Source organism: Fructilactobacillus cliffordii, assembly GCF_024029355.1.
In the GTDB taxonomy this organism is placed as follows: domain Bacteria; phylum Bacillota; class Bacilli; order Lactobacillales; family Lactobacillaceae; genus Fructilactobacillus; species Fructilactobacillus cliffordii.
The window spans coordinates 744,072-764,951 of record NZ_CP097117.1 but is presented as its reverse complement, the minus strand read 5'-3'; the positions used below and the strand labels follow the sequence as shown (position 1 = coordinate 764,951).

Genomic DNA, 20,880 nt, shown 5'->3' with positions numbered 1-20,880 from the left:
CCATAATTTTGTATGATATAATTAGAACGCTTTAAACTGATAACTACGTAATGCTTGGGATTTATTTTTTGAGAAAAAGGTGATTAGATTTGACAGAGGAAAATAGTCATAAAAAAATCTGGCTGAATCCTTCAAAAGTACAAAATCGACCAATTTATTTTTCCACTAAACGAATTATGGATGTTTTTTTGAGTTGTTCAGGATTGATTGTACTAAGTCCCATTTTAGTTGTTATCGGGTTACTTATTAAATTTGATGGTTCTCATGGAGCTGTTTTTTACATTCAAGAACGAGTTGGTAAAAACGGTCATCACTTTAAAATGTTTAAATTTCGTTCAATGATTCCTAATGCCGATCAAAAATTGGCCGAACTGAAGAATAAAAATGAAGTTAACGGTGCCATGTTCAAAATGAAAGATGATCCACGAGTAACTAAAATTGGTAAATTTATTCGAAAATACAGTCTGGATGAATTACCGCAATTATTTAACGTTATCAGTGGCAATATGTCTTTAGTAGGTCCACGCCCACCAATTCCTAGTGAAGTAGCTGAGTATACTAAGTATGATATGCAGCGACTGATGGTTGTTCCGGGATGTACAGGGTTATGGCAAACTACCGCTCGAAATAGTGCCGATTTTGCAGAAATGGTTAACCTAGATTTAGAGTACATTCAAAAGAGCTCTTTTTCGTTTGATTTAAAAATGATGTTCGATACCGTAAAGATTATGATAAAGCCCAATGCTGCATACTAAAAAAGTGAATCGGATTAGATTCACTTTTGTTTTATTGGGATTATTTGTAAGGAGATGTGGAAAATGACACCCAAAATTTTAGTTGCATCGCATAAAGAGGCTCCGATGCCAGCTGATCACAATTTATATTTACCAGTTTTAGTTGGAGCAGATTTCAACTATAAGGGACAGCGAGGGTTTCAGCTAGATAATCAAGGTGAAAACATCTCTGCCAAGAATCCTAATTATAATGAGTTAACGGCAGTTTATTGGGCATGGAAAAATTTAAAAAATGTTGATGCAGTAGGGTTAGTCCACTATCGACGTTTTTTTAGTGAAGAACGAAAGAGAAGTTTAGATGATGTTTTAACTGAAGCACAGGTAGAAAAACTATTGCAAAAAGCTCCAGTGGTTCTACCTAAAAAACGACATTACTACATAGAAACGATTAAATCTCATTATTTACATTCTCATTATCAACATCCATTAGATGTTACCAGAGAAGTGATTGCTACTAATTATCCTGAATATTTAGCTACATTTGATCGGGTGATGAAACGGCGTTCAGCCCACATGTTTAACATGTTCATTATGAAAAAAGATTATTTTGATTCGTATTGTAACTGGATGTTTTCTGTTTTAGCTGATGTGGAAAAACAAATTGACATTTCTAGCTATTCAACGCAGGAAGCCCGGGTATTTGGGTATCTATCTGAGTTATTAATGGACGTTTGGATTGATACTAATCACGTTCACTACGTTGAATGCAATTGGATTCAAATTGGAGACCGGCAATTGGTGAAAAAGGCCTATGGCTTCCTAAAGCGTAAGTTATTTAGTAACGTTGGCAATGATAATACCCACTATTAGGAGAATTATTGATGGCTGAATATGAAGTTAGCGTCGTATTAACAACTTATAATGCTGAAAAGACCTTAAAAAGAGCCTTTGATTCCATCATTAATCAGAAAACGAACCATTCGTTTGAAGTAATTATTATTGATGATGGATCAAGTGATGATACGGTTTCGATGATAAAAGATTACGCTAATCAATATGATAATGTTAGCTACTTTTCACAAGAAAATAGTGGGCCATCGATTGCTAGGAATAACGGGATTGATCATGCCCAAGGACAATATATTCTTTTTTCGGACGATGATGACGAATACTTACCTGATTACATTGAAAAAGCGATGGAACAAGTTAAACAGAATAAATTAGTGATTGTTGGAATTGAAAAGCGATTACAAAGCGGTGAAATTGTAAAAGAGACCCATTCAGTTTTAGAGGATGCTAACGATAATCAGCAAATGATTAAAGGTTATTTAGTTAATAACCAGGAATTCGATGTAGGACCTTGGAATAAGCTGTTTGAGTTATCGGTAATTAAACAAAATAGCCTTTACTTTATTAATAAAATTTTCGAAGATAGTTTATTTATTTTAAAATATTTAAGTCTTATTAATTACGATGAAATTGGCTTCGTTCATACTCCGGAGTATATTCTCTATAAAAGAAATGGATCAATTACTAATTCGTATGAAAAACAACTTTTAGATCGTTGTAATAAGTATATTTCTGATGTGGCTGAAATCGTGCAAACCAATCAAAAATTGCCAAGTTATTTTGCTAGTTTTAAAGCCCGGATTTATCTTTATTACGTACACAGAAATATTTTGACTAATCAGTCTTGGAATGGCAAAGAACAACGTAATTTTTTAAAGTCTAGAGTTAGTAGCTGTTCTTTTTCAGATTTAGATAATAAGTATCGTGTAGCTCTTCTATTAGCACGGTTTATGCCTAATCTATACATTAAAATGTATCGTAAGAAAATGAACGGGGATTAGAAATAGGAGTTTTTTTTGAAAAAGAAAATTGACATTATTTGCAATATTGAACCAGGAGGAATTACGACGGTTGTTAAGCATCTGTTGACTAGTCAATCCTTTCTCCAAACGTTCAACTTCTCTCTTTATATTTTCAAACATTCTAACTATACGGAAGCGTTAAAAAATATTAGCCAACATGTAAAGATTAATAATGCAACTAGTACTTCTAAGCTTAAAAACATGCAGGCATTATTTAACTTTTTAGTTCACTATGATGGATCTGCTTTAATTATTTTAGGTCCGCTGCAAATCATTGTAGCTAAATTAGTTAAGCTTATTTTTAGAAAAAAATATGTCATTATTTCGTGGATTCAGGTTTCTCAACAGGATCCTGGGATTAAGAATAAGTTTTTCGCTTTAAAATATGCTGATTATCATTTAGCTATTTCCACGGGAATTAAGAAGGAATTAGAACAATGTGGGGTGCCTGCTAATCGGATTAAAGTTGTTTATAATCCAATTGAGCAACAAGCAAAAACCATTTCTGCGGCGGAACCGTGTAAATTTATTTACATTGGTCGGATTACTTTAGACGGGCAAAAAAATCTACGTCTATTACTACGATGTTTTGCACGTTTGCATGGTCGTTGGCAATTAGACGTTTTTGGAAGTGGAAAAGACGATGCTGCTTTAGCAGAATTAGTTAAACAAAATCCTAAGTTGAAGGATAACGTAACTCTCCACGGGTGGACGGAAGATCCTTTTGCTGAGATTAAAAATGCTAATGCACTGGTTTTAAATTCTAACTATGAAGGATTTGGAATGGTTTTAGCAGAAGCAATGAGCTATGGGATTCCCTGCATTTCCACAGATTGCCCGGTTGGCCCCAGTGACATTATTAAGCCGGGAGTCAATGGATTTCTATATCAATTAGGTGATTATGCGACGTTAAATTCCGATTTACAAAGCTTTGTGAACGGAAATGTGGATTTTAAACCGCAAGTCATTAAAGAATCAATTGATTTTATTTATACTGATGAATATGACAAACGATTGTTAGAAACTTTGAAGAAGATTGTGTAGTTGGAGAGTGAATTAATGATGAATGCAATGGTTGATATGATTGTTCCTGTGTATAACGGCGAAAAGTTTTTACAAGAATGTTTGGAATCATTGGAACAACAGAGTTATCAAAACATTCATCCGATTATTATTGATGATCACTCTAGCGATAGTTCCTTGAAAGTTATTCAAAAATACCAGCAAAACTCTAAGTTTGAAGTAACGGTACTAGAAAATGATACTAATCAAGGCGTTTCCTATTCTAGAAATCGAGCATTGGAACAACTGAAGGGTAAATTTGTAACTTTTTTAGATGCTGATGATGTCTTATTGAATAACCACGTTGAAAAGTTGGTTAATTTAATTGAAAATAATCCATCTCGAATCGCTGTTACCGGAGGTGGAAGCCATTTGAAATTGAATCCGAAGAATTTCCAACGAAAACGGTTATACTCTTTTAATGATAGTTTGTGTGAGTTATTGGGTTCGCGCGGAGTAGAGGGTTATTTATGGAATAAGCTGTTCTATGTAGAGGATATAAAAAAATATCAACTTAATTTTATAAAAGATATCTTTATGGGAGAAGATTTGCTATTTGTGTTTAAATTAGCAGTTAAAGCACATGCGCAAATCATTTATGATCCGAAAATTACTTACTACTATCGCCCTAATTTAGACAGTGCCATGCGAAAAAATAGAAGTGCTGAAGGCGTTCTTAAAAAAGGAAATAATTGGTTAAAGACTTACCAAGTTTTAGAAAGTATTATTGATGATAATCTTAATCAACACAATAATCGTAAGGTTTTTAGACTTCTTGATATTCAATATTATGGTTCAATTAACGATTTTATGTATGATTTATTTGCGGTTGATGATATTAAGGATGCAATTCGATTTAAAATGGAATTTATGCATTGGATCAAACATGATTTCTGGCCAACTTTATTTAGTAAGTATTTTTCGACTAGGCGAAAAATTGGGATTTTCAAAAAGACCTTACAAAATCGACGTGATGTAAAAACCAATAGCTGATTAATGGGAGTATTTATGAGTAGATACGTAATTAATATGGTTCGTTCCGATGGTACTTCTGGTGATAATAAGCCCAAAGCCGATGCGGAACAGATTTTAGAAAAAAGATTAGGATTTCAAGCGGTTCACATCAGACAATATCAGCACAGCCGGATTGATCAAAATCTATTTATAAAAAGTCGGATTAATAAAAACCTAAATCCACTTCATTTGAATGCCGATGATGTTGTTTTAGTGCACTATCCCATTTATACGGGAGCTAAATTCGAAACTGCCTTATTGAATTATATGAAAAATCGTGGCACTAAAACCATTGTTTTAATTCATGATTTAGATTCACTCCGCTTTAATTGGAGTATTTTTGGCGATTTAAAACATGAAGTTGAGTATTTAAATGGTTATGATTATGTAATTGCGCATAACCCTAAGATGGTTGAGTTGCTACGAGAAAATGGTTTAACAACTAACGTAGTTAATTTAAATATTTTTGATTATCTGGCTAAAGCCAGCTCAACCAGTAATTCTAGTGATGATAAGAATCTAGTTACATTTGCCGGAAATCTTAACAAGGCTAAATTTCTTAAGGATTTGCAAGTTAGGAAGCCGGTTACTTTTGATTTATATGGAAACATTGATAATCCTAAGCTGATTAATCCATCTTTGGACTATCACGGTAGCGTTTCTCCGGAAGTACTAGCCACTAAAATGGGGCATGGATTTGGCCTCGTCTGGGACGGGAATTCTGTTGACAGTGTAACTGGAAGAGTGGGTAATTATTTAAAATATAACGATCCTTATAAGATATCTTCTTATTTAAGCTCTGGAATGCCTGTGATTGTTTGGAAGCAATCAGCAATTAGTGATTTTGTGATTTCTAACCAAATTGGAATCGCTGTTGATCAGATTGAGGATTTGCAGCAGTCTCTAAATCACATTAGCAATGCTGATTTTGCTAAAATGGCTAACAATGTTCAAGCAATTGGTGCTAAATTAAGAAATGGTGATTATTTATATAATGCCGTTAATAAGTGTTTAAATTAAGTAAAAAGGCTTGTCAGCAGAATTATTTCTACTGACAAGCCTTTTGAGTTATGGAATTAAATTTTTGATAAACCTAATTTTTCTAATGATGAACAATAATCCTGCACCAATTACATATGTTGCAATCGGCATAATCCAAACGAAAAGAAAACTAGTGGGATGAGGATTAAATAAAGTTTCGAAAAGTTTGAAAAATAAAGGATGAAGAATATAGATACCTAAACTGGTTGAAGCTGTGCCAGCAAAAAATTTTTCGTGACGATGGAAAAAATCGGTTGCTTCGCTACCCTTTTTAATCAGGAGATAAAGAGCAATTGAATAACTGAAGAGTAAAACTCCGCCTAAAGCAAAATTATCAAGTTTAAGCAGACACAGTAATAATGATATGAATAAGGATAAAATTCCGAGGTAAATCATTATTTTTTGAGCCTTTGCGGAGAAATAATTGCTTTTAATGAGATAACCCATGATGAAGAAGCCCACAAATTCCGAAGCAATGGGATTGATCTGCAAACCAACCGATCCACCAAAGATTGGAAGATTAAGGGCATGGGTATAGTAAAGGTAAACGTAATTGCCGATGAAATTCAGCCCAACTAGGTAAAACAATAAATCTTTATTTTTTTCAGCTAAAACCGCTAGGACAGGGGTCAGCAGATAAAGTAGGATAATAGCATAGAAAAACCAAAAAATATTATTGATGTTATTGTTTAAAAAGCTATAGATAAAATCTTTAATTCCAGGATTGGGATGAGGAATTGGACCAGGAAAGGCAGTGAATTTGGTGTCATATAAATAGTAAATGATACTCCAAATTACAAGTGGAATACCTACTCTTTTAATCCGCTTAATTAAAAAGGTCTTAGTCGAATATTTAGCTCGATAATTTAAAAGCGTTGCTCCTGAATTCATAATAAAAAGATAAACAGCAGGAATAAAAATAGCTTGGATGATATTGTTTTTCATGACCATCCCGCTTTTATTGATGTATTGGGAAGAATGAAGCATGAGAACCGCAAAGATGGCAAAAATGTTAATTAAGTCGATATAAATGATTCTTTTTTTCATAATGAGTTGGCCTTTCTTAAGAATTTGTAAACAGTATTTTAAGTATGACATTGATATTAAAAAATTGCATTGCTTTTTTAGATTAAATAGAAGATTTCACATTAAAGTTAACAATTTTTACATAAAAAATTAAAATTTTATTTTTTAAATATATTTTAAAATAATTAGCTCGTTTCAGCGTTATAATTAAGAAAAAGGGATATGAGGTGAGCGCAATGGTTAAGTTTACGACAGGGAATTATTATGGATTGGTACGACCAAAAGCAACGCCAGGAGTTAAAGATAAGAAAGCATATATCGTTGGAGCGGGACTAGCAGGACTAGCTTCTGCGGCGTTGTTGATTCGTGATGGCTACATGCCGGGTGAAAACATTACGATTTTTGAAGAAAAGGAACAGGCAAGTGGTTCCTTGGAAGCCTTTGAAAACATTAATGGCGGTTATGTAACTCCTGGTGGTCGGGAGATGGAGGATCACTTTGAGTGCTTGTGGAATCTTTTTAGCACCATTCCGTCTTTAGAGGATCCCAAGCAGAGTTGTCTAGATTTGTACTATTACCTCGATCAAGCGGATCCGAACAAATCAAATTGTCGATTAATTCACAATCAAGGGGAAAAATTACCTGACGATAAGTACTACACGCTTAATAAAAAGGCGTTAAAGCAAATCATGAAGTTGGTAATGACCCCGGAACGGAAACTAGTCGGAAAATCCATTGAGAACGTCTTTGATGATAACTTCTTTAGTTCTAATTTTTGGACCGATTGGCAAACGATGTTTGCGTTTGAAACGTGGCAATCGGCGATTGAAATGCGGCGATATTTAATGCGATTTATTCATCAAATTGACGGATTATCTGATTTTTCATCAGTAAAGTTTAACAAATACGATGATTATCAATCCATGAGTGAACCGTTAGTGGCCTTTTTGCAGGACCATGGGGTAGTTTTCCAGTACAATACCACGGTGGAAAATGTGAAAGTTAGCACTGATGGTTACAAAGTGTTAGCTAAGGAAATCATCCTAAAAAAGGATCAGCAGGAAGATACTATTGCACTAAATGAAAATGATTTGGTCTTTGTCACCAATGGTTCCATTACGGAATCAATTACTTATGGTTCTCATGACGTAGCTCCAGTCCCTAATGAAGATTTGGGTGGTAGTTGGACAATTTGGAAGCGTTTAGCTGCTCAAGATGAACGATTTGGGCATCCTGAGGTCTTTTGTGACACGATTCCAGCCAAAGCCTGGAAGACCAGCGCTACTTTGACTTTGAAGGATAAACGCATTGCTCCTTACATTGAAAAATTAACGAAACGACCGCTATTTAATTATGATAAGTGTGAAACCGGTGGGATTATCACGATTACGGATTCCAATTGGGGCATGAGTTTCACGATTCACCGCCAACCAGCTTATAAAGGGCAACCAAAGGATGAAGTTGTTTTATGGTTGTACGGCTTGTATTCCGACGTTAAAGGTAATTACATTAAAAAGAACATCACAGATTGTTCCGGGAAAGAAATCACCGAGGAACTGCTATACCACCTTGGGGTTCCCGAAGATCAGATTGATGAAATGTCGAACATTGAGAACATTCAAGCCATTCCTGATTACATGCCGTTTATCACCAGTTATTTCCAAATGCGGAAACCGGGTGATCGTCCGCAAGTAATTCCCAATGGTTCTGCTAACCTGGCTTTCATCGGTAACTTTGCTGAATCTACCACTCGCGACGTAGTATTCACGACTGAATATTCAGTTAGAACTGCTTTTGAAGCTGTCTACGGTTTGTTAAACATTGACCATACGATTCCAGAGGTTTACCCATCGGTTTATGACATTAGAACGTTAATGAAATCATTGTATTATTTAAGTGATCAAAAAACACTGGAGCAAATGGATTTAAACCCAATGGAACGGTTCGGTTTGAATTTTGTTTTGAACAAAATTAAGGGAACCTGGTTCAATGACTTGTTGGAAGAGAGCCATTTAGTGAAGAAGAATCAATAATCATTTGCTTTGCAACGAGCCACTTAGATTGGATGTCCAATCTAAGTGGTTTTTCTTTTGGTAGTAATAATGTAAGATTTTCCTAATTTCTTGCCATCTAAATTCGAAGTACCTTATAATTAAAAGTAGACGACTCAACGAGGAGAATAAATATGTTTAAAATAACTGTGTACAATGTGCGTGAGGTGGAAACCTCACTGTTCGAAAAGTTGAATAAAGATGATTATGATTTAACCTTAGTTGCAGAACGGATGACGCTTGATAACGTGGACCGGGCTGAGGGCGCCGATGCCGTTTTAATCACGGCCTTTGACGACTGTGATGCTGAGGTAATTGAAAAACTAGCTGGCTACGGAGTTAAGTACATCTACACCCGGGTAGTGGGAATTAACAATATTGACGTGAAAGCCGCCCGTAATTTAGGGATTCAAGTGGCCAACGTGCCAAACTACTCCCCCCGGGCGGTAGCAGAGTTATCGCTGAGCTTGGGACTAACGCTCTTTCGGAACGTGTCTCGAGCCGCTGCTAACACGCATGCTGGAGACTTCCGGTTGTTGCCAACCTACTATGCTAACGAAATTCACAGCGCCACGGTCGGAATCATTGGTGCGGGTAAAATTGGGATGACTGAGGCCAAACTGTACCGAGCTTTAGGAGCGCAAGTCTTGGCTTACAAACGCCACCCAGAACCGGATAACGATGTGGTTAAATTTACTGATTTAGATAACTTACTTCGGAAATCAGACGTTGTTTCATTGCACATTCCTTACATCCCCGGCCAAACGGGTAACCTAATTGGTGACGAAGAAATCGCGAAGATGAAGAACAGTGCCATTTTGGTTAATACTGCTCGAGGTCAAGTTGTGGACACCCAAGCGGTAGCAGATGCCGTTAAAAGTAACCAAATTGGTGGTTACGGAACTGACGTAATCCTCGATGAAGATGCCATTATCGGCAAGCAGTTTGATTCACTTGATGATTTACCAAACCAACTCAACGTGGAACTAATGAAGAATTATCCGAACGTTCTAGTAACACCGCACATGGGCTTCTTTACGGAACCAGCGGTAGAAGACATGATTCGGATTAGCTTTGAAAACTTTGCCAATACGTTGGCCAACGGGGAACCGTTGTACCCAATCAACGAGTAGGAAGGAACGAACAATGGATAAAATTACGGTTTATAACGTCCGCGAGTTTGAAAAGCCGATGTACGAGGATTTAAATCACGGTCGCTTTGAATTGAACTTACTAACGGAACCTTTATCGGAAGCAAACGTGGACACTGCTGACGGTTCGATTGGGGTTTTAATTGATGGAACGACTACGGCGGATGCCGAATTACTGGCAGCCCTCAAAAATATGGGGATTAAATATTGTTTCACCCGTTTTGTCGGTTACAACAACATCGATTTGGATGCCGCTAATGCCAGAGACATCATGGTAGCTCGGGTACCTAGTTATTCACCATACTCAGTGGCTGAGTTGGCACTGACGATGGGATTAGACCTGGCCCGGCATGTTATGGCAGCAACCGATAACACGAATCAGGGGAACTTTTTCCTACAACCAGATTACTTTGCTAATGAAATTGACCATCTAACGGTTGGGATTATCGGAGTGGGTCACATGGGCGCAGCCGAAGCTCAGCTGTGGCACAATCTCGGCGCCAATGTGTTAGGGTTTCAACGTCATCCAAACGATAACCCGGATGTTGATTTTGTTTCGTTAAACGAGTTGTTAATGCAGTCAGACATCGTGTCGCTTCACGTTCCGTACTTCCCCGGCGAAAATGATTTGATGATCGGAGCCATTGAAATCGGTAACATGAAGAGTAACGCCGTGCTGGTCAACACCGCTCGTGGTGAGTTAGTGGACACGGCTGCGGTCGCAGATGCGCTCGAAGACGGGAACCTTGCCGGCTATGCTGCCGATGTAATTCCAGACGAAAATGCGATTGACGGCAAACAATTTGATAGCCTAGATGACATTCCAGATCAGGAACTATTGAGCCTGATGAAGCACTACCCAAATGTGATTATTACGCCCCACATGGGATATGACACCCAACCAGCAACAAAAGACATGATTAAGGTTAGTTTCCAAAACTTCCAGGATGCCATTGAAACGGGCGAAACCGAAAACCAAATCAAGTAGGAGGTTACACTGTGGATACGCAATTATTAGATTTAATGAAACACCGGCGCACCATTTATAATTTAGGTCGCAACGTGCAGATTTCCCAAGCGGAACTCTATCAATACATTAAGGCAGTGATTCGGCACACTCCATCGGCCTTTAACAGTCAACCAGTCCGGGCCGTGGTATTGTTTAACGACAACCACGAAAAACTGTGGGACATCGTGGAAACGGCACTAGAAGAAAAAGTGGCGCCCGATGCCTTTTTACGGACGAAAGCAAAAATTAGTAGTTTCCGAGACGCATTTGCCTCCATTTTGTTCTACACGGACATGGACGTGGTGCAGGCGTACGCTGATAATCCTCACCTAGCTACTTACCAATACCAAGAGTATAACTGGGCTGAAGAAGCACAGGGAAACGCGCAATTTGTGGTCTGGACCGGATTAGAAGAAAACGGTTTGGGCGTAAACATTCAACACTACGACCCACTGATCAACTCCGCCGTGGCCGCTCAATTTGACATTCCAGGTAGTTGGCAATTACGGGCTGAAATGAACTTTGGATCCATCGAAAAGCCCGCTGCTGAAAAAGAATTTATGGATGATGACCAACGGTTCAAGGTCTTTGACTAGAATCTAAAGGAGTCCACCATGAAGCAAGATGAGATTGATCAACGCTTAATCAAACTACGGCGGATTGCTAATTGGACGATTACCCCGCTGTGTTTGGCGTTGATTGTGGCCTACTTTGTGCAAAAAGAAGTCACACCCTTAGTGATTATCCTCGCGATTCTCGTAGTTTGTGCCTACATTCCGTACGGTGCCGTTACGCTGTATTACGTGTGGAAACGCAGAAAACAAAATTAACCAGGCATCCCTCGCTCGTCGTGGTGAGGGGTGCTTTTTTGGTGTAAAATGAAAAGGTTGAAAACGGAAAGGAGGAGCAACTGGTGCAAAAATTTCGCACGTGGGGACCGGCCGTCCTGTTAATTGGAATCGCAACGGCCTTAATCATGCTAATGCAGTGGAAAGTGGGAACGGTCATTTTAGGCTATGATACTTTTTTCCATTTTAATCGGATTTATGATGCTGCTGAACAGCTCCAGACCGGCCATTTTAATTACTTTATGAGTAACTTTGGCTACCAGCGATCGGGACAAATGATTAATGCATTGTATGGGCCTTACTTTGCGTATCTCTTAGGGATGCTACTATGGCTGACCGGTAGTTGGTTTAATTTTCAGTTATTAACCGGCTTTCTGATTTTGGCCGGGGCCGGTTTCAGCGCCTGGCTCATTTTTCGGCGCTTACACGTTCAACCTTTTTTAGCAATGTTAGGGGCGTTGATTTACCTATCCCAAAATTTCATTACCTATTGGATTACCAGTTCCGCCTTTTTAGATTGGGGAGCGATGTTACTACCCCTAGCGGTGCTATCCGGATTAACTTTATTAAACGGGAATCCTCGGCGCATTAGTTGGGGACTGGGGCTTATTATGGCGGTTTTGATTGAGGTCCACACGTTGAGTGCGGTCATGACCTGTCTCTTGCTACTTCCGTTTGCATTGGTTGGCTGGAATCGGTCCCGAGAAAAGGGACGGTACCTGGTTCGACTGGGCTTGAACGTGTTATTAGCCGTGGTGTTAACGGCTAATTACTTGGTGGCATTCGTTAACATTGCCTTACACAATCACCTGGTGGCTCCGTTTGCCGTGAAAAGCTTACGGACCGGAGCGATGCACCTATTAAGTCCGAACTGGATGCAGGCGGACGTCGGGATTGTGTTCATTGTGATTTTATTGCTCCAATTACTAATGTTGGTTGTAGTTCGCCCTTTACGTCGTCTGAACTACTTCTTGACGGGCGTAGGGATTTTTTTCTTCTACATTTCATCCATCCTCTTTCCCTGGCGGACGGTTCAACGGCTCTTTCCCTTCCTGCAGCACTTCTTACAGTTCCCATCGCGCTTCTTTTCGTTTGCAGCACTGTTGTTATTGGCTGGGTTATTGATGTCCTTAACTCAAGTTTTGCAAACACCTCGTTTCCGCTGGAGTTTTGGTTCCGTCTATGCTTTGGTGGGTCTACTAGCGGTTGCTGCCGTAATGTTAGGAATGCGTAACGTTAAGATTCAAGCCGATAATAACTGGAATAGCGGGATGCGACCACCCCAAGTGGGAGTCTATACGCCAATTAAACACCGGTACGATTACTATCAACCAGGCGTTACCAGTCAAACGTTGAAGGTTGATTTTGCTAGTCATGATTTAGCGCGCCCGTTACTAACAGAACGGCGGGGAATGACCGATTACCTACCAAACTATAGCGGGCGGACGAACGTCAAACATCTCCAGCAACAGTATCAAGCTCAGATTATGCAGCGGAATCGTTGGGTCCATAAATGGGTGGACGAATCCGGACGGATGCACGTTACCTGGAATAGTCCGCAACCGGGCTTAGTTACAATTCCCGTGGTGGCTTATCATGATACGACCGTTCGCTTGAACGGACAGCAACTGCGGCGCGGGAAGCAGGCCGATACCAGTCATTACCAAGTCACAGACATCGGTACCATCCAGGTTATGCAAAATCTAGGTACAAATCGCTTGTTGGTTACCTATGCGGCGCCGTTCTTTGTAAAAGGAGCGGTCTTAGTTTCTCTAGGGGCTTGGATCCTAGTGCTCAGCTGGGGTTTGGTCTTGATGTTGCGGAAGGTCGGTAAATTCACCAAAAAGCGGATGAGCTAGGCGACCGCACGAAAATGTGCTAAAATTACAATCACATCAACAGAACGAAATGAGGAGTTAGCGGATGCAACGGTTATACTGGGATGCGATTAACATTGATGGCCAGAAAGTCTTTTACACTGTAACTGACGCTGGGCTTAATTTTGTGAGCTCGCCTGATCACGGCGTATCACAAGTGTTGCGGTTTTATCCCCAGGCCTTTGAATACGTCCACGATCACCAGCAAATTGATCATTACCGCAAGGAACTGAAACGGTATCTCAAGGGCAAAAGTGACCACTTTGGCTTTACCTTGGATTATTTTGTGAATGGGACTCCTCAGGAAGAAGAGGTCTGGCAGCTGATTAGAGCAATTCCATACGGAAAAACTCTGACGTTGGCTGAGGTTGCAGATCAATTACAGTTAGAACCGCAGGTGGTGCAACAAGCACTGCAGAATTGTCCTTTATGGTTGGTAGTGCCGTTACACCGAGTGGTGGAGCGGGGCACTGACCGGGGCTACCGTACTGATGCGGCCATGCGGATTTATCTCCGGAATCTGGAACAAAGTCCAAAATCGGAGTTACGAGAGTTACTATAAATTACTCACTAACTTTGAGAGGATTAAAAACAGATGAATAACCGAAAAATCACCCTGTTATCGTTGGTATTGATTATTTTTACCTCAATCTTTAACTTCGTTAACATTCCCCGGGCCTTTTACCTGATGGGCTATGCTTCCATCATTTTTTACGTAATTGCGGCTCTGTGTTTCTTTTTACCGTTTGCTTTCATGGTGGCGGAATTCGGTTCCGCTTATCCGAGTGCCAAGGGGGGCATCTATACGTGGATGGCTTCCGCTGTTAATTCCCGCTATGCCTTTGTAGGAATCGTGATGTGGTATACCTCGTTTATTACGTGGATGCTCAACACCAGTTCGATTATCTGGATTCCGATTTCCACGGCAATCTTCGGGGTTGATAAGACGCAAAGTTGGCACTTACTGGGCTTAAATGACGTTCAGACTTTGGGAATCTTGGCGGTTGTCTTGGTGCTTCTAGTGACCTTTGTTGCCAGTCGGGGCTTGAACCAGTTCAAGCTGATTACCTCTATCGGGGGCTCTGCCATGTTACTGGCCAGTTTCATCCTGATTGTGGGTGGAAGCGTGATTTTGCTGCTGAATGGTCATCCCTTGCAACCCCTGAGTTTGCTGAGTTTCATTCACTCGCCGAATCCAGATTATCAAACGGGAATTGCAGTGCTCGGATTCTCCGTCTACGCGATTTTCGCCTTTGGGGGCATTGAAATCATTAGTGGACTTGTAGATCAAACTAAGAATCCACAAAAAACGTTTCCGCGGGGAATTGCAGTAAGTGCAATTCTGATCACGATTGTGTATGCGTTAGGAATCTTTGTGACCGGGATGTTTACCAACTGGAACCAAGTCTTTAATGCCAATGGTGGGAAACATGTTAACATCGGAAACGAAGCCTTCATTGCGATGAATAATTTTGGTTACCAACTTGGATTAGCGCTACATTGCCCGCACGGAGTAGCCGTGCAAATGGGACTCTGGGTGGCGCGCTACATTGGGTTATCCATGTTCCTCGCTTTAATGGGCGCCTTTACGACGGTGGTCTTTTCACCCATTAAGCAACTGGTGGAAGGGACCCCGGCAACCATGTGGCCCAAGTGGTTCCGAAAGGTGAAACGTGACTTACCGGTAAACGCGATGAAAGTTCAAGCCTTGATCGTGATTGCCTTTATCTTGTTGGTTTCGTTTGGTGGCAAGGATGCCAAGATGTTTTTCCAGATTGTGGTTTCTATGACCAACGTAGCCATGTCACTGCCGTATCTGTTTGTGGCTTACGCTTTCTGGCAGTTCCGGAAGAAGCGGATTGACCATCCCTTCGTGTTCTTTAAGAGCTATGCGGTGGCTCGGTTAGCGTCCATCGTGGTACTAGTGACGGTAGGAGCAGCGATTATCTTTACTTTAGTTGCTCCGGTCATGAGTGGTCAGTGGACCACCACGATGTGGATGATTCTCGGTCCCGTGCTGTTTATTACGGTGGCTCTGATTTGGTCACGAAAAACTGAATAAAATGCAAAAGGATCCTCCTAATTTCAGGAAGATCCTTTTTAATATTTGGCTATAAAAGATAACCAGGTTTCGGCGTCAACATGTCTCGAACTTGTTCCGTAAGGCTTGGTAAAGGACGGCTCAGCGTTTGGGGTAAGTCCTGATACTGAGCGTGGCGTTTTGCAATCGTCTCGTGACTCATGCCCATTTCCACCGTTTGTTTTGCTACTTGTGGTCCTAACGCACCAGAACGCATCAGAGCTTGGCAATTAATTAAGAACTGTTGGGTGGCAGCGTCTAAGTTTTGCTGCTGTAACCAGGCTTGGTATTCAGCTGGAGTTAGCTGTTGTAACTGGACATCTTGACCTGTAACGGTCCGGACGGCTTTGATTAACTCTGTGTAAGTATGGAAAACGCCAGTTAATTCGTAACTGGATTTTAATTCGTCTTCGGGATTACTCAACAAATTGGCAGCCGCCTGTGCGTAATAGCTTTCTGCGGCCCAACCAATGCTCTGTTTGCCGGCCGTCGTTACGATTGGGTCTTTTTGCTGCAATGCTGCTTGAAGGGCTGGGAATTCGTTGTTTAGATACCAATTGTTCCGTAGAAAGGAGTGGGGCAAATTGGTTTGGTTAATGAATTGTTCGGTGGCCAAGTGATCCGCGGCCAGTGGATTCTGACAGCGGTCGGCGTGAAAGAAACTGGTGTAACCAAGCCAGTGCACGTGGTTCTGGACAGCGGCTTGGACGACGTTTTTGTGTTGAGTGATTCGCGGGACCGCTTCATTCGGATGGGATGAAATCAAAAGGACACGGTCAACGTCCGTTAACGCTGCTTGTAAACTGGCAGGATCGCCATAATCACCCTGACGGATGTCTAAATAGGCGGGATAGAGCTGGTGGGCTTTATCGAGATTACGAGCAATAATCACGATATCGCGAAAGGGCACCCGAGTTAGTAGGTGATTGACGACTAACTGGCCAAAACGGCCGGTTGCCGCGGTGACCGCGTATTTCATGGTAAAGGACCTCCCTTGATGATTTAGACAATAAAAAAGAGAGCGACGAATTGTCACTCTCAGGAGTTCGTTGGTTAGAACGAACGGATGATCAATAAGATTCCAAAGAACATCAGGTAAAAGGCAATTAAGAACAAGCTGGTACTTACTCCTAACACTGGGTTGAATAAGAGGACAATTCCTAAAATCAAACCAATGACAGCGAGGATTACAGTAAACCAAAAGTAACCTTTATGGTTCTTGCCGATGTAACGACTAGCCCAAAGTTCGAAGAGGGAGTCCATGATGAATGAAATTGACAAAACAACCCAAAGGTAAATTCCACCTAAACCAGGCATAAAGATGATTAGGACCCCTAAGATTAAATCTAGGACGGCACTAATAATCACCCACGTATTACTGATTCCCAGTGACTTATCAAGCGCCGTTAAATCAGCTAGCTTGAAGATTCCTTCCATGACCATTGCAAAGGCAATTATGTAAGCAACCACTACAAGGGAGCCGCCGGGGTATTTCAGCATTACTAATGAAAGAATCGCAAATAAAATTCCTACTACTAAAGTAAATGGATCAAATTTTCTCTCGGAACTAAACATAGTTTCTCCTCCTTATATTCTTAATACAATCTTAATTATATCATACTTGGTAAGCTATCCTTGTTTTATAGTAAAATAAAGTTGACGGCAATTTTTTTCGAAATCAGTAATGAAGAAAGTGTTGAAATTCATGAAGAAGAAACTGTACCATCTTTCTGGTTATTTGGGAGCCTTTTTCCTGCCCATTTTAGTTGTAATTTTGGCCTTTGCTGGACGGGGAATCGCTCCTTTGGGCGACCATAATCTGTTGGTGAGCGACTTAGCAACCCAATACTTTCCCTTTTTCAATTTTTTACGAATGCAGTTACACAATGGGGGCTTTAGTACCTATTCTTTTTTGTTTTCCCTCGGGGATAACACGATTCCAGTCTATACCTATTATCTAATGAGTCCCTTGAATCTGCTGGTGGCTTTTGTTAAAAGTGCCCAGATTCCGCTGCTCATGGAAGCCATCATCATGATTAAAATTGGGCTAATTAGTCTGTCCATGGTGGTCTTCCTGCGGGTTAAGGAACACAAATTTAATTGGCGGCAGCTAGTGGCCGGGGTCGCGTACGGCCTGTGTGGCTTTGTGTCCATGTATTTTTACGACTTTATGTGGCTAGAAGCGTTGATGGTCCTACCGTTCTTAACGCTTGCCATTGACCGACTCTTTCAGAAAGGTAAATGGGGTTGGTACACTTTTACTTTATTGGTTGCCATTCTGTTGAACTATTACATGGGGTACATGCTGTGCGTTTACTCTGTGATTTACTTTGTTTACCTCTTGCTACTGCATCAACCGCAGTCCATGAAATTCTGGGCCTACGTCAAGACCCAGGGAACTTTACTGGCTAAATACATCGTCAGCTCCATCCTCGGCGGTGCTCTATCAGCAATCTTGTTAGTGCCCACCTTGGTGGGGATGCTGTCAACGGGGAAGGGAAGCCTCGATTGGACTAGTTTTTTACCAATCTTTCGGTTTTTGCCATCCGACCTGCTTAGTTTAGGGGTCGGCGCGACGAACTTTGTGGGCCGCTTAAACCACGAACCATCCTTGTTTGTCGGGAGCTTCTTTGCTTTAGGCATGCTCATATTCTGGTTTAGTCCTAAAATTAAACGTCACGAAAAGCGAGCCTCAGCCTGGTTAGTGGGGGCGATTTTTGTCGGGATGCTGATTGCTACCTTCGACACGGTCTGGCACATGTTTCAAATGCCCGCCGGTTTCCCGTTCCGCGAAGTTTACATGTTGAGTTTTGTGATGATCTGGCTGGGTTACCAAGCTTGGCGGCGGGGTGCGTTTTCTCAATTTCAGGTAGTTAAAAAAGCAGCTGGCTTATTAGCCTTATTAATCACAATTGGCTACGGTTCCGCTTTCTTAGAAATTCGGATTGCGCGGGCGCTACACTGGGCCACGCCTTTCTACGTGACTAGTTACTGGAACTGGCTGTGGACCATGCTGTTTATTTTACTGACGGTTGCAGCAGTTGGGATTAGTCAACGACAACCACGCTGGTGGCCATTATTGTTACTGGTGGTTTCCCTAGAAATGGGCACTAACTTGTGGCTGGCCCTCGGTGGAACCCATGAATACGGGAATCAAAACCAATTTGTGCAAAAATACAATCGGTCTGCTCAACTGGTGAAAACGGCTCAAGATCGACACCGCTTTACTCGGTTAGATGTCAATAACCAGTTGTACGTGCACAACTTCAACATTAATTATAACCAGTACAATGACTCCCTCCTGTTTGATTTTTACGGAGTGAATAGTTACACGTCCTCACTCAACGTCCATACGCATGATGCACTGACCAAGCTCGGTTTGTATAGTCGAAACGAGCGCCGGGTTAGTGTCCGGGGCTTAACGCCGGTAACCGCGCAACTCTTGAGCGTTGGGCGTCAGGTGGACATCAGTTCTACCGGAAAGCGGCAAATTAAAACCACGCCGACTAACGCCGGCCTTGGTTATGCCGTTTCGGACCAACTGGAGCACCTGCACTTAGCTAACAATGACGTGTATGGCAACTTGAATCGCTTGTTCCAAGCGGAAAGCAATTCCAAGACCACTGTCTTCCATCCCAATGTGGTTCAGCTGGTGCAAGCTCAGAAGAAGAGGGGTCAGTACCGCTATCGAGTTCGGGTAACAGCTGCCAAACCGGGCATGCAGTATCTTGATTTGCAGCGGGTTAGTCCCAACCAAAAACTGCAGATTCTGGTTAACGGGCAACCCATTCAGAGTCGCTATCCACAGAATGGAGCAGAGCTGATTGAGCTAGGATACAGAAATGCTCAAGAGCAGTTTACGGTGCAGTTCATGAGTAACCGGAAGCTCAATCAGCATGATTTACAAACGACCTTTGCTAGTTATCAGGGTCAAGCGGTAGATCGCTTTAGCCAGGCTACGGTACCTTATCAATTGCACGTGGACCATCCGGACCGCCTTGCCATTCATGGAAACCACTTTACGGGTACGGTTAAAACGACCCAAACTCGGCCGGTGGTGTTGATTAGCATTCCGTACGATCAAGGGTGGACGATTACAGATGGCAATAAACCTGTTAAAATGAAGAAGGCGGTGAACGGATTGTCACAAGTTCGGTTAAATCCTGGCACTCATCGGTTGACGTTCCGGTACCAGACCCCGGGTCTTAAGGCTGGTTTCTTAATCTCACTGGTGGGATTAATTGGAACCGGATTGGCCGGATGGTTCTGGCGGAAAAAGCGTACGGTTAGGAGAAATGTATAATGGTAGTAACAGCATATTTAGTAAGACACGGACAAACTTATTTAAACCTTTATAACAAGGTCCAGGGGTGGATTGATTCCCCCTTGACTTCGAAGGGAATTGCGGATGCCCAGGACGCGGGTGACCGGTTAGCAAAAATTGAATTTGACGCCGCCTTTACCAGTGACTCGGGCCGGGCAGTGGCAACCGGTCGTGAGATTTTGAAGAAAAATCCGCGTGGGATGGACATCATTACTTACCAATATCCTGAACTTAGAGAACAGTTCCACGGCTATTTTGAAGGGGAAAACCTCGAACAAATGTGGCAGTTCGTGGGGGAACAAGTTGATATTACTAACGAAGCGGGCGTTTTAGACCACTACGGACTGGAACGAGCTCGGGATCTGATTGCCAAGGCGGATCTGTACAACAATGCCGAAAATAACCAACAGTTTTGGGACCGCTTGAACCGGGGCTTTGATCGGATTCGGGAAAATACTGAGGATGGGCAGAACATCCTGATTGTGTCTCACGGGATGACGATTCGATCAATTGTGGATCGATACGCCCCAGAACTCGATGATGGGCAAGCCGCTAAAAATGGTAGCATCACTAAGTTACTGATTCATCCGGAAACCATTGAGGTTGAATACTACAATAAATTAGACCAGGATGTGTAGTTGCTTGGTTCAAGCAACTAGTGCTACAATGACGTTAATCAAATAAAAAGTTGGGGTGCCATGCGCTGAGATTATACCCATTGAACCTGATGTAGTTAACACTATCGCAGGAAACTTTTATCCCGGACGGATTTCGTCCCTTAATAATTGTTAA

General features: G+C 41.4%; 19 protein-coding genes and 1 riboswitch. Of the genes, 16 read left to right on the top strand and 3 right to left on the bottom strand.

Translation table 11 applies throughout. The features are described 5' to 3' along the window. The first annotated feature begins 89 nt into the window (after positions 1 to 89). From M3M38_RS03880 to M3M38_RS03855, 6 genes are all read left to right on the top strand, one after another. Positions 90 to 755 (top strand): sugar transferase, encoded by a 666-nt coding sequence (locus M3M38_RS03880; protein ID WP_252813611.1) that lies wholly within the window; start codon positions 90 to 92, stop codon positions 753 to 755. A gap of 63 nt (positions 756 to 818) precedes the next feature. Next, positions 819 to 1,604: a DUF4422 domain-containing protein gene (locus M3M38_RS03875; protein WP_252813610.1), complete on the top strand. Its 786-nt coding sequence runs from the start codon at positions 819 to 821 to the stop codon at positions 1,602 to 1,604. Positions 1,605 to 1,615: 11 nt separating this feature from the next. Next, positions 1,616 to 2,584 (top strand): glycosyltransferase family 2 protein, encoded by a 969-nt coding sequence (locus M3M38_RS03870; RefSeq protein WP_252813609.1) that lies wholly within the window; start codon positions 1,616 to 1,618, stop codon positions 2,582 to 2,584. 15 nt (positions 2,585 to 2,599) lie between these two features. Beyond that, entirely contained in the window at positions 2,600 to 3,649 is a 1,050-nt protein-coding gene (locus M3M38_RS03865) for a glycosyltransferase (RefSeq protein ID WP_252813608.1), read from the top strand. Between the two features lie 15 nt (positions 3,650 to 3,664). Then, positions 3,665 to 4,660: a glycosyltransferase family A protein gene (locus M3M38_RS03860; RefSeq protein WP_252813607.1), complete on the top strand. Its 996-nt coding sequence runs from the start codon at positions 3,665 to 3,667 to the stop codon at positions 4,658 to 4,660. Between the two features lie 15 nt (positions 4,661 to 4,675). Then, on the top strand, positions 4,676 to 5,701 hold the full coding sequence (locus M3M38_RS03855; protein ID WP_252813606.1) for a glycosyltransferase: 1,026 nt from the start codon (positions 4,676 to 4,678) through the stop codon (positions 5,699 to 5,701). Positions 5,702 to 5,749: 48 nt separating this feature from the next. Here the strand turns inward: M3M38_RS03855 and M3M38_RS03850 are convergent, their stop codons facing one another. Beyond that, positions 5,750 to 6,769, bottom strand: a complete 1,020-nt coding sequence (locus tag M3M38_RS03850; RefSeq protein WP_252813605.1) for an acyltransferase — start codon at positions 6,767 to 6,769, stop codon at positions 5,750 to 5,752. 215 nt (positions 6,770 to 6,984) lie between these two features. Here M3M38_RS03850 and M3M38_RS03845 point away from each other — a divergent pair, with 215 nt between their 5' ends. The 8 genes from M3M38_RS03845 to yjeM all read left to right on the top strand — a co-directional run bounded on the left by M3M38_RS03845 (position 6,985) and on the right by yjeM (position 15,746). After that, entirely contained in the window at positions 6,985 to 8,781 is a 1,797-nt protein-coding gene (locus M3M38_RS03845; RefSeq protein ID WP_252813604.1) for an oleate hydratase, read from the top strand. Positions 8,782 to 8,933: 152 nt separating this feature from the next. Beyond that, on the top strand, positions 8,934 to 9,932 hold the full coding sequence (locus M3M38_RS03840; protein WP_252766435.1) for an NAD(P)-dependent oxidoreductase: 999 nt from the start codon (positions 8,934 to 8,936) through the stop codon (positions 9,930 to 9,932). Positions 9,933 to 9,945: 13 nt separating this feature from the next. Next, positions 9,946 to 10,938, top strand: a complete 993-nt coding sequence (locus M3M38_RS03835; RefSeq protein ID WP_252813603.1) for an NAD(P)-dependent oxidoreductase — start codon at positions 9,946 to 9,948, stop codon at positions 10,936 to 10,938. 11 nt (positions 10,939 to 10,949) lie between these two features. Further along, a complete protein-coding gene (locus M3M38_RS03830; protein WP_252813602.1) occupies positions 10,950 to 11,555 on the top strand; it encodes a nitroreductase family protein in 606 nt (201 codons plus the stop codon). Positions 11,556 to 11,573: 18 nt separating this feature from the next. Next, positions 11,574 to 11,789, top strand: a complete 216-nt coding sequence (locus M3M38_RS03825) for a hypothetical protein (protein ID WP_252766432.1) — start codon at positions 11,574 to 11,576, stop codon at positions 11,787 to 11,789. 83 nt (positions 11,790 to 11,872) lie between these two features. Continuing rightward, positions 11,873 to 13,666, top strand: coding sequence for a glycosyltransferase family protein (locus tag M3M38_RS03820; protein ID WP_252813601.1), 1,794 nt, complete (start codon positions 11,873 to 11,875; stop codon positions 13,664 to 13,666). A gap of 64 nt (positions 13,667 to 13,730) precedes the next feature. Beyond that, positions 13,731 to 14,246: a methylated-DNA--[protein]-cysteine S-methyltransferase gene (locus M3M38_RS03815; protein ID WP_252813600.1), complete on the top strand. Its 516-nt coding sequence runs from the start codon at positions 13,731 to 13,733 to the stop codon at positions 14,244 to 14,246. 33 nt (positions 14,247 to 14,279) lie between these two features. Next, entirely contained in the window at positions 14,280 to 15,746 is a 1,467-nt protein-coding gene (gene yjeM / locus M3M38_RS03810; protein WP_252813599.1) for a glutamate/gamma-aminobutyrate family transporter YjeM, read from the top strand. Positions 15,747 to 15,795: 49 nt separating this feature from the next. On the opposite strand, the gene M3M38_RS03805 is transcribed toward yjeM, so the two are convergent. After that, positions 15,796 to 16,743 carry an NAD(P)H-binding protein gene (locus M3M38_RS03805; RefSeq protein ID WP_252813598.1) on the bottom strand — a complete coding sequence of 316 codons (948 nt, stop codon included), beginning with the start codon at positions 16,741 to 16,743 and terminating at the stop codon, positions 15,796 to 15,798. A 74-nt stretch (positions 16,744 to 16,817) separates the two neighbouring features. Then, positions 16,818 to 17,339 (bottom strand): HdeD family acid-resistance protein, encoded by a 522-nt coding sequence (locus M3M38_RS03800; RefSeq protein WP_252766426.1) that lies wholly within the window; start codon positions 17,337 to 17,339, stop codon positions 16,818 to 16,820. A gap of 130 nt (positions 17,340 to 17,469) precedes the next feature. Here M3M38_RS03800 and M3M38_RS03795 point away from each other — a divergent pair, with 130 nt between their 5' ends. Beyond that, positions 17,470 to 20,067 carry a YfhO family protein gene (locus M3M38_RS03795; protein WP_252813597.1) on the top strand — a complete coding sequence of 866 codons (2,598 nt, stop codon included), beginning with the start codon at positions 17,470 to 17,472 and terminating at the stop codon, positions 20,065 to 20,067. Further along, positions 20,067 to 20,726, top strand: a complete 660-nt coding sequence (locus M3M38_RS03790; protein ID WP_252766424.1) for a histidine phosphatase family protein — start codon at positions 20,067 to 20,069, stop codon at positions 20,724 to 20,726. The genes M3M38_RS03795 and M3M38_RS03790 overlap by 1 nt, the downstream gene beginning before the upstream one ends. A 41-nt stretch (positions 20,727 to 20,767) precedes the next feature. Next, a riboswitch (TPP riboswitch) is annotated at positions 20,768 to 20,856 on the top strand. Positions 20,857 to 20,880 lie beyond the last annotated feature (24 nt).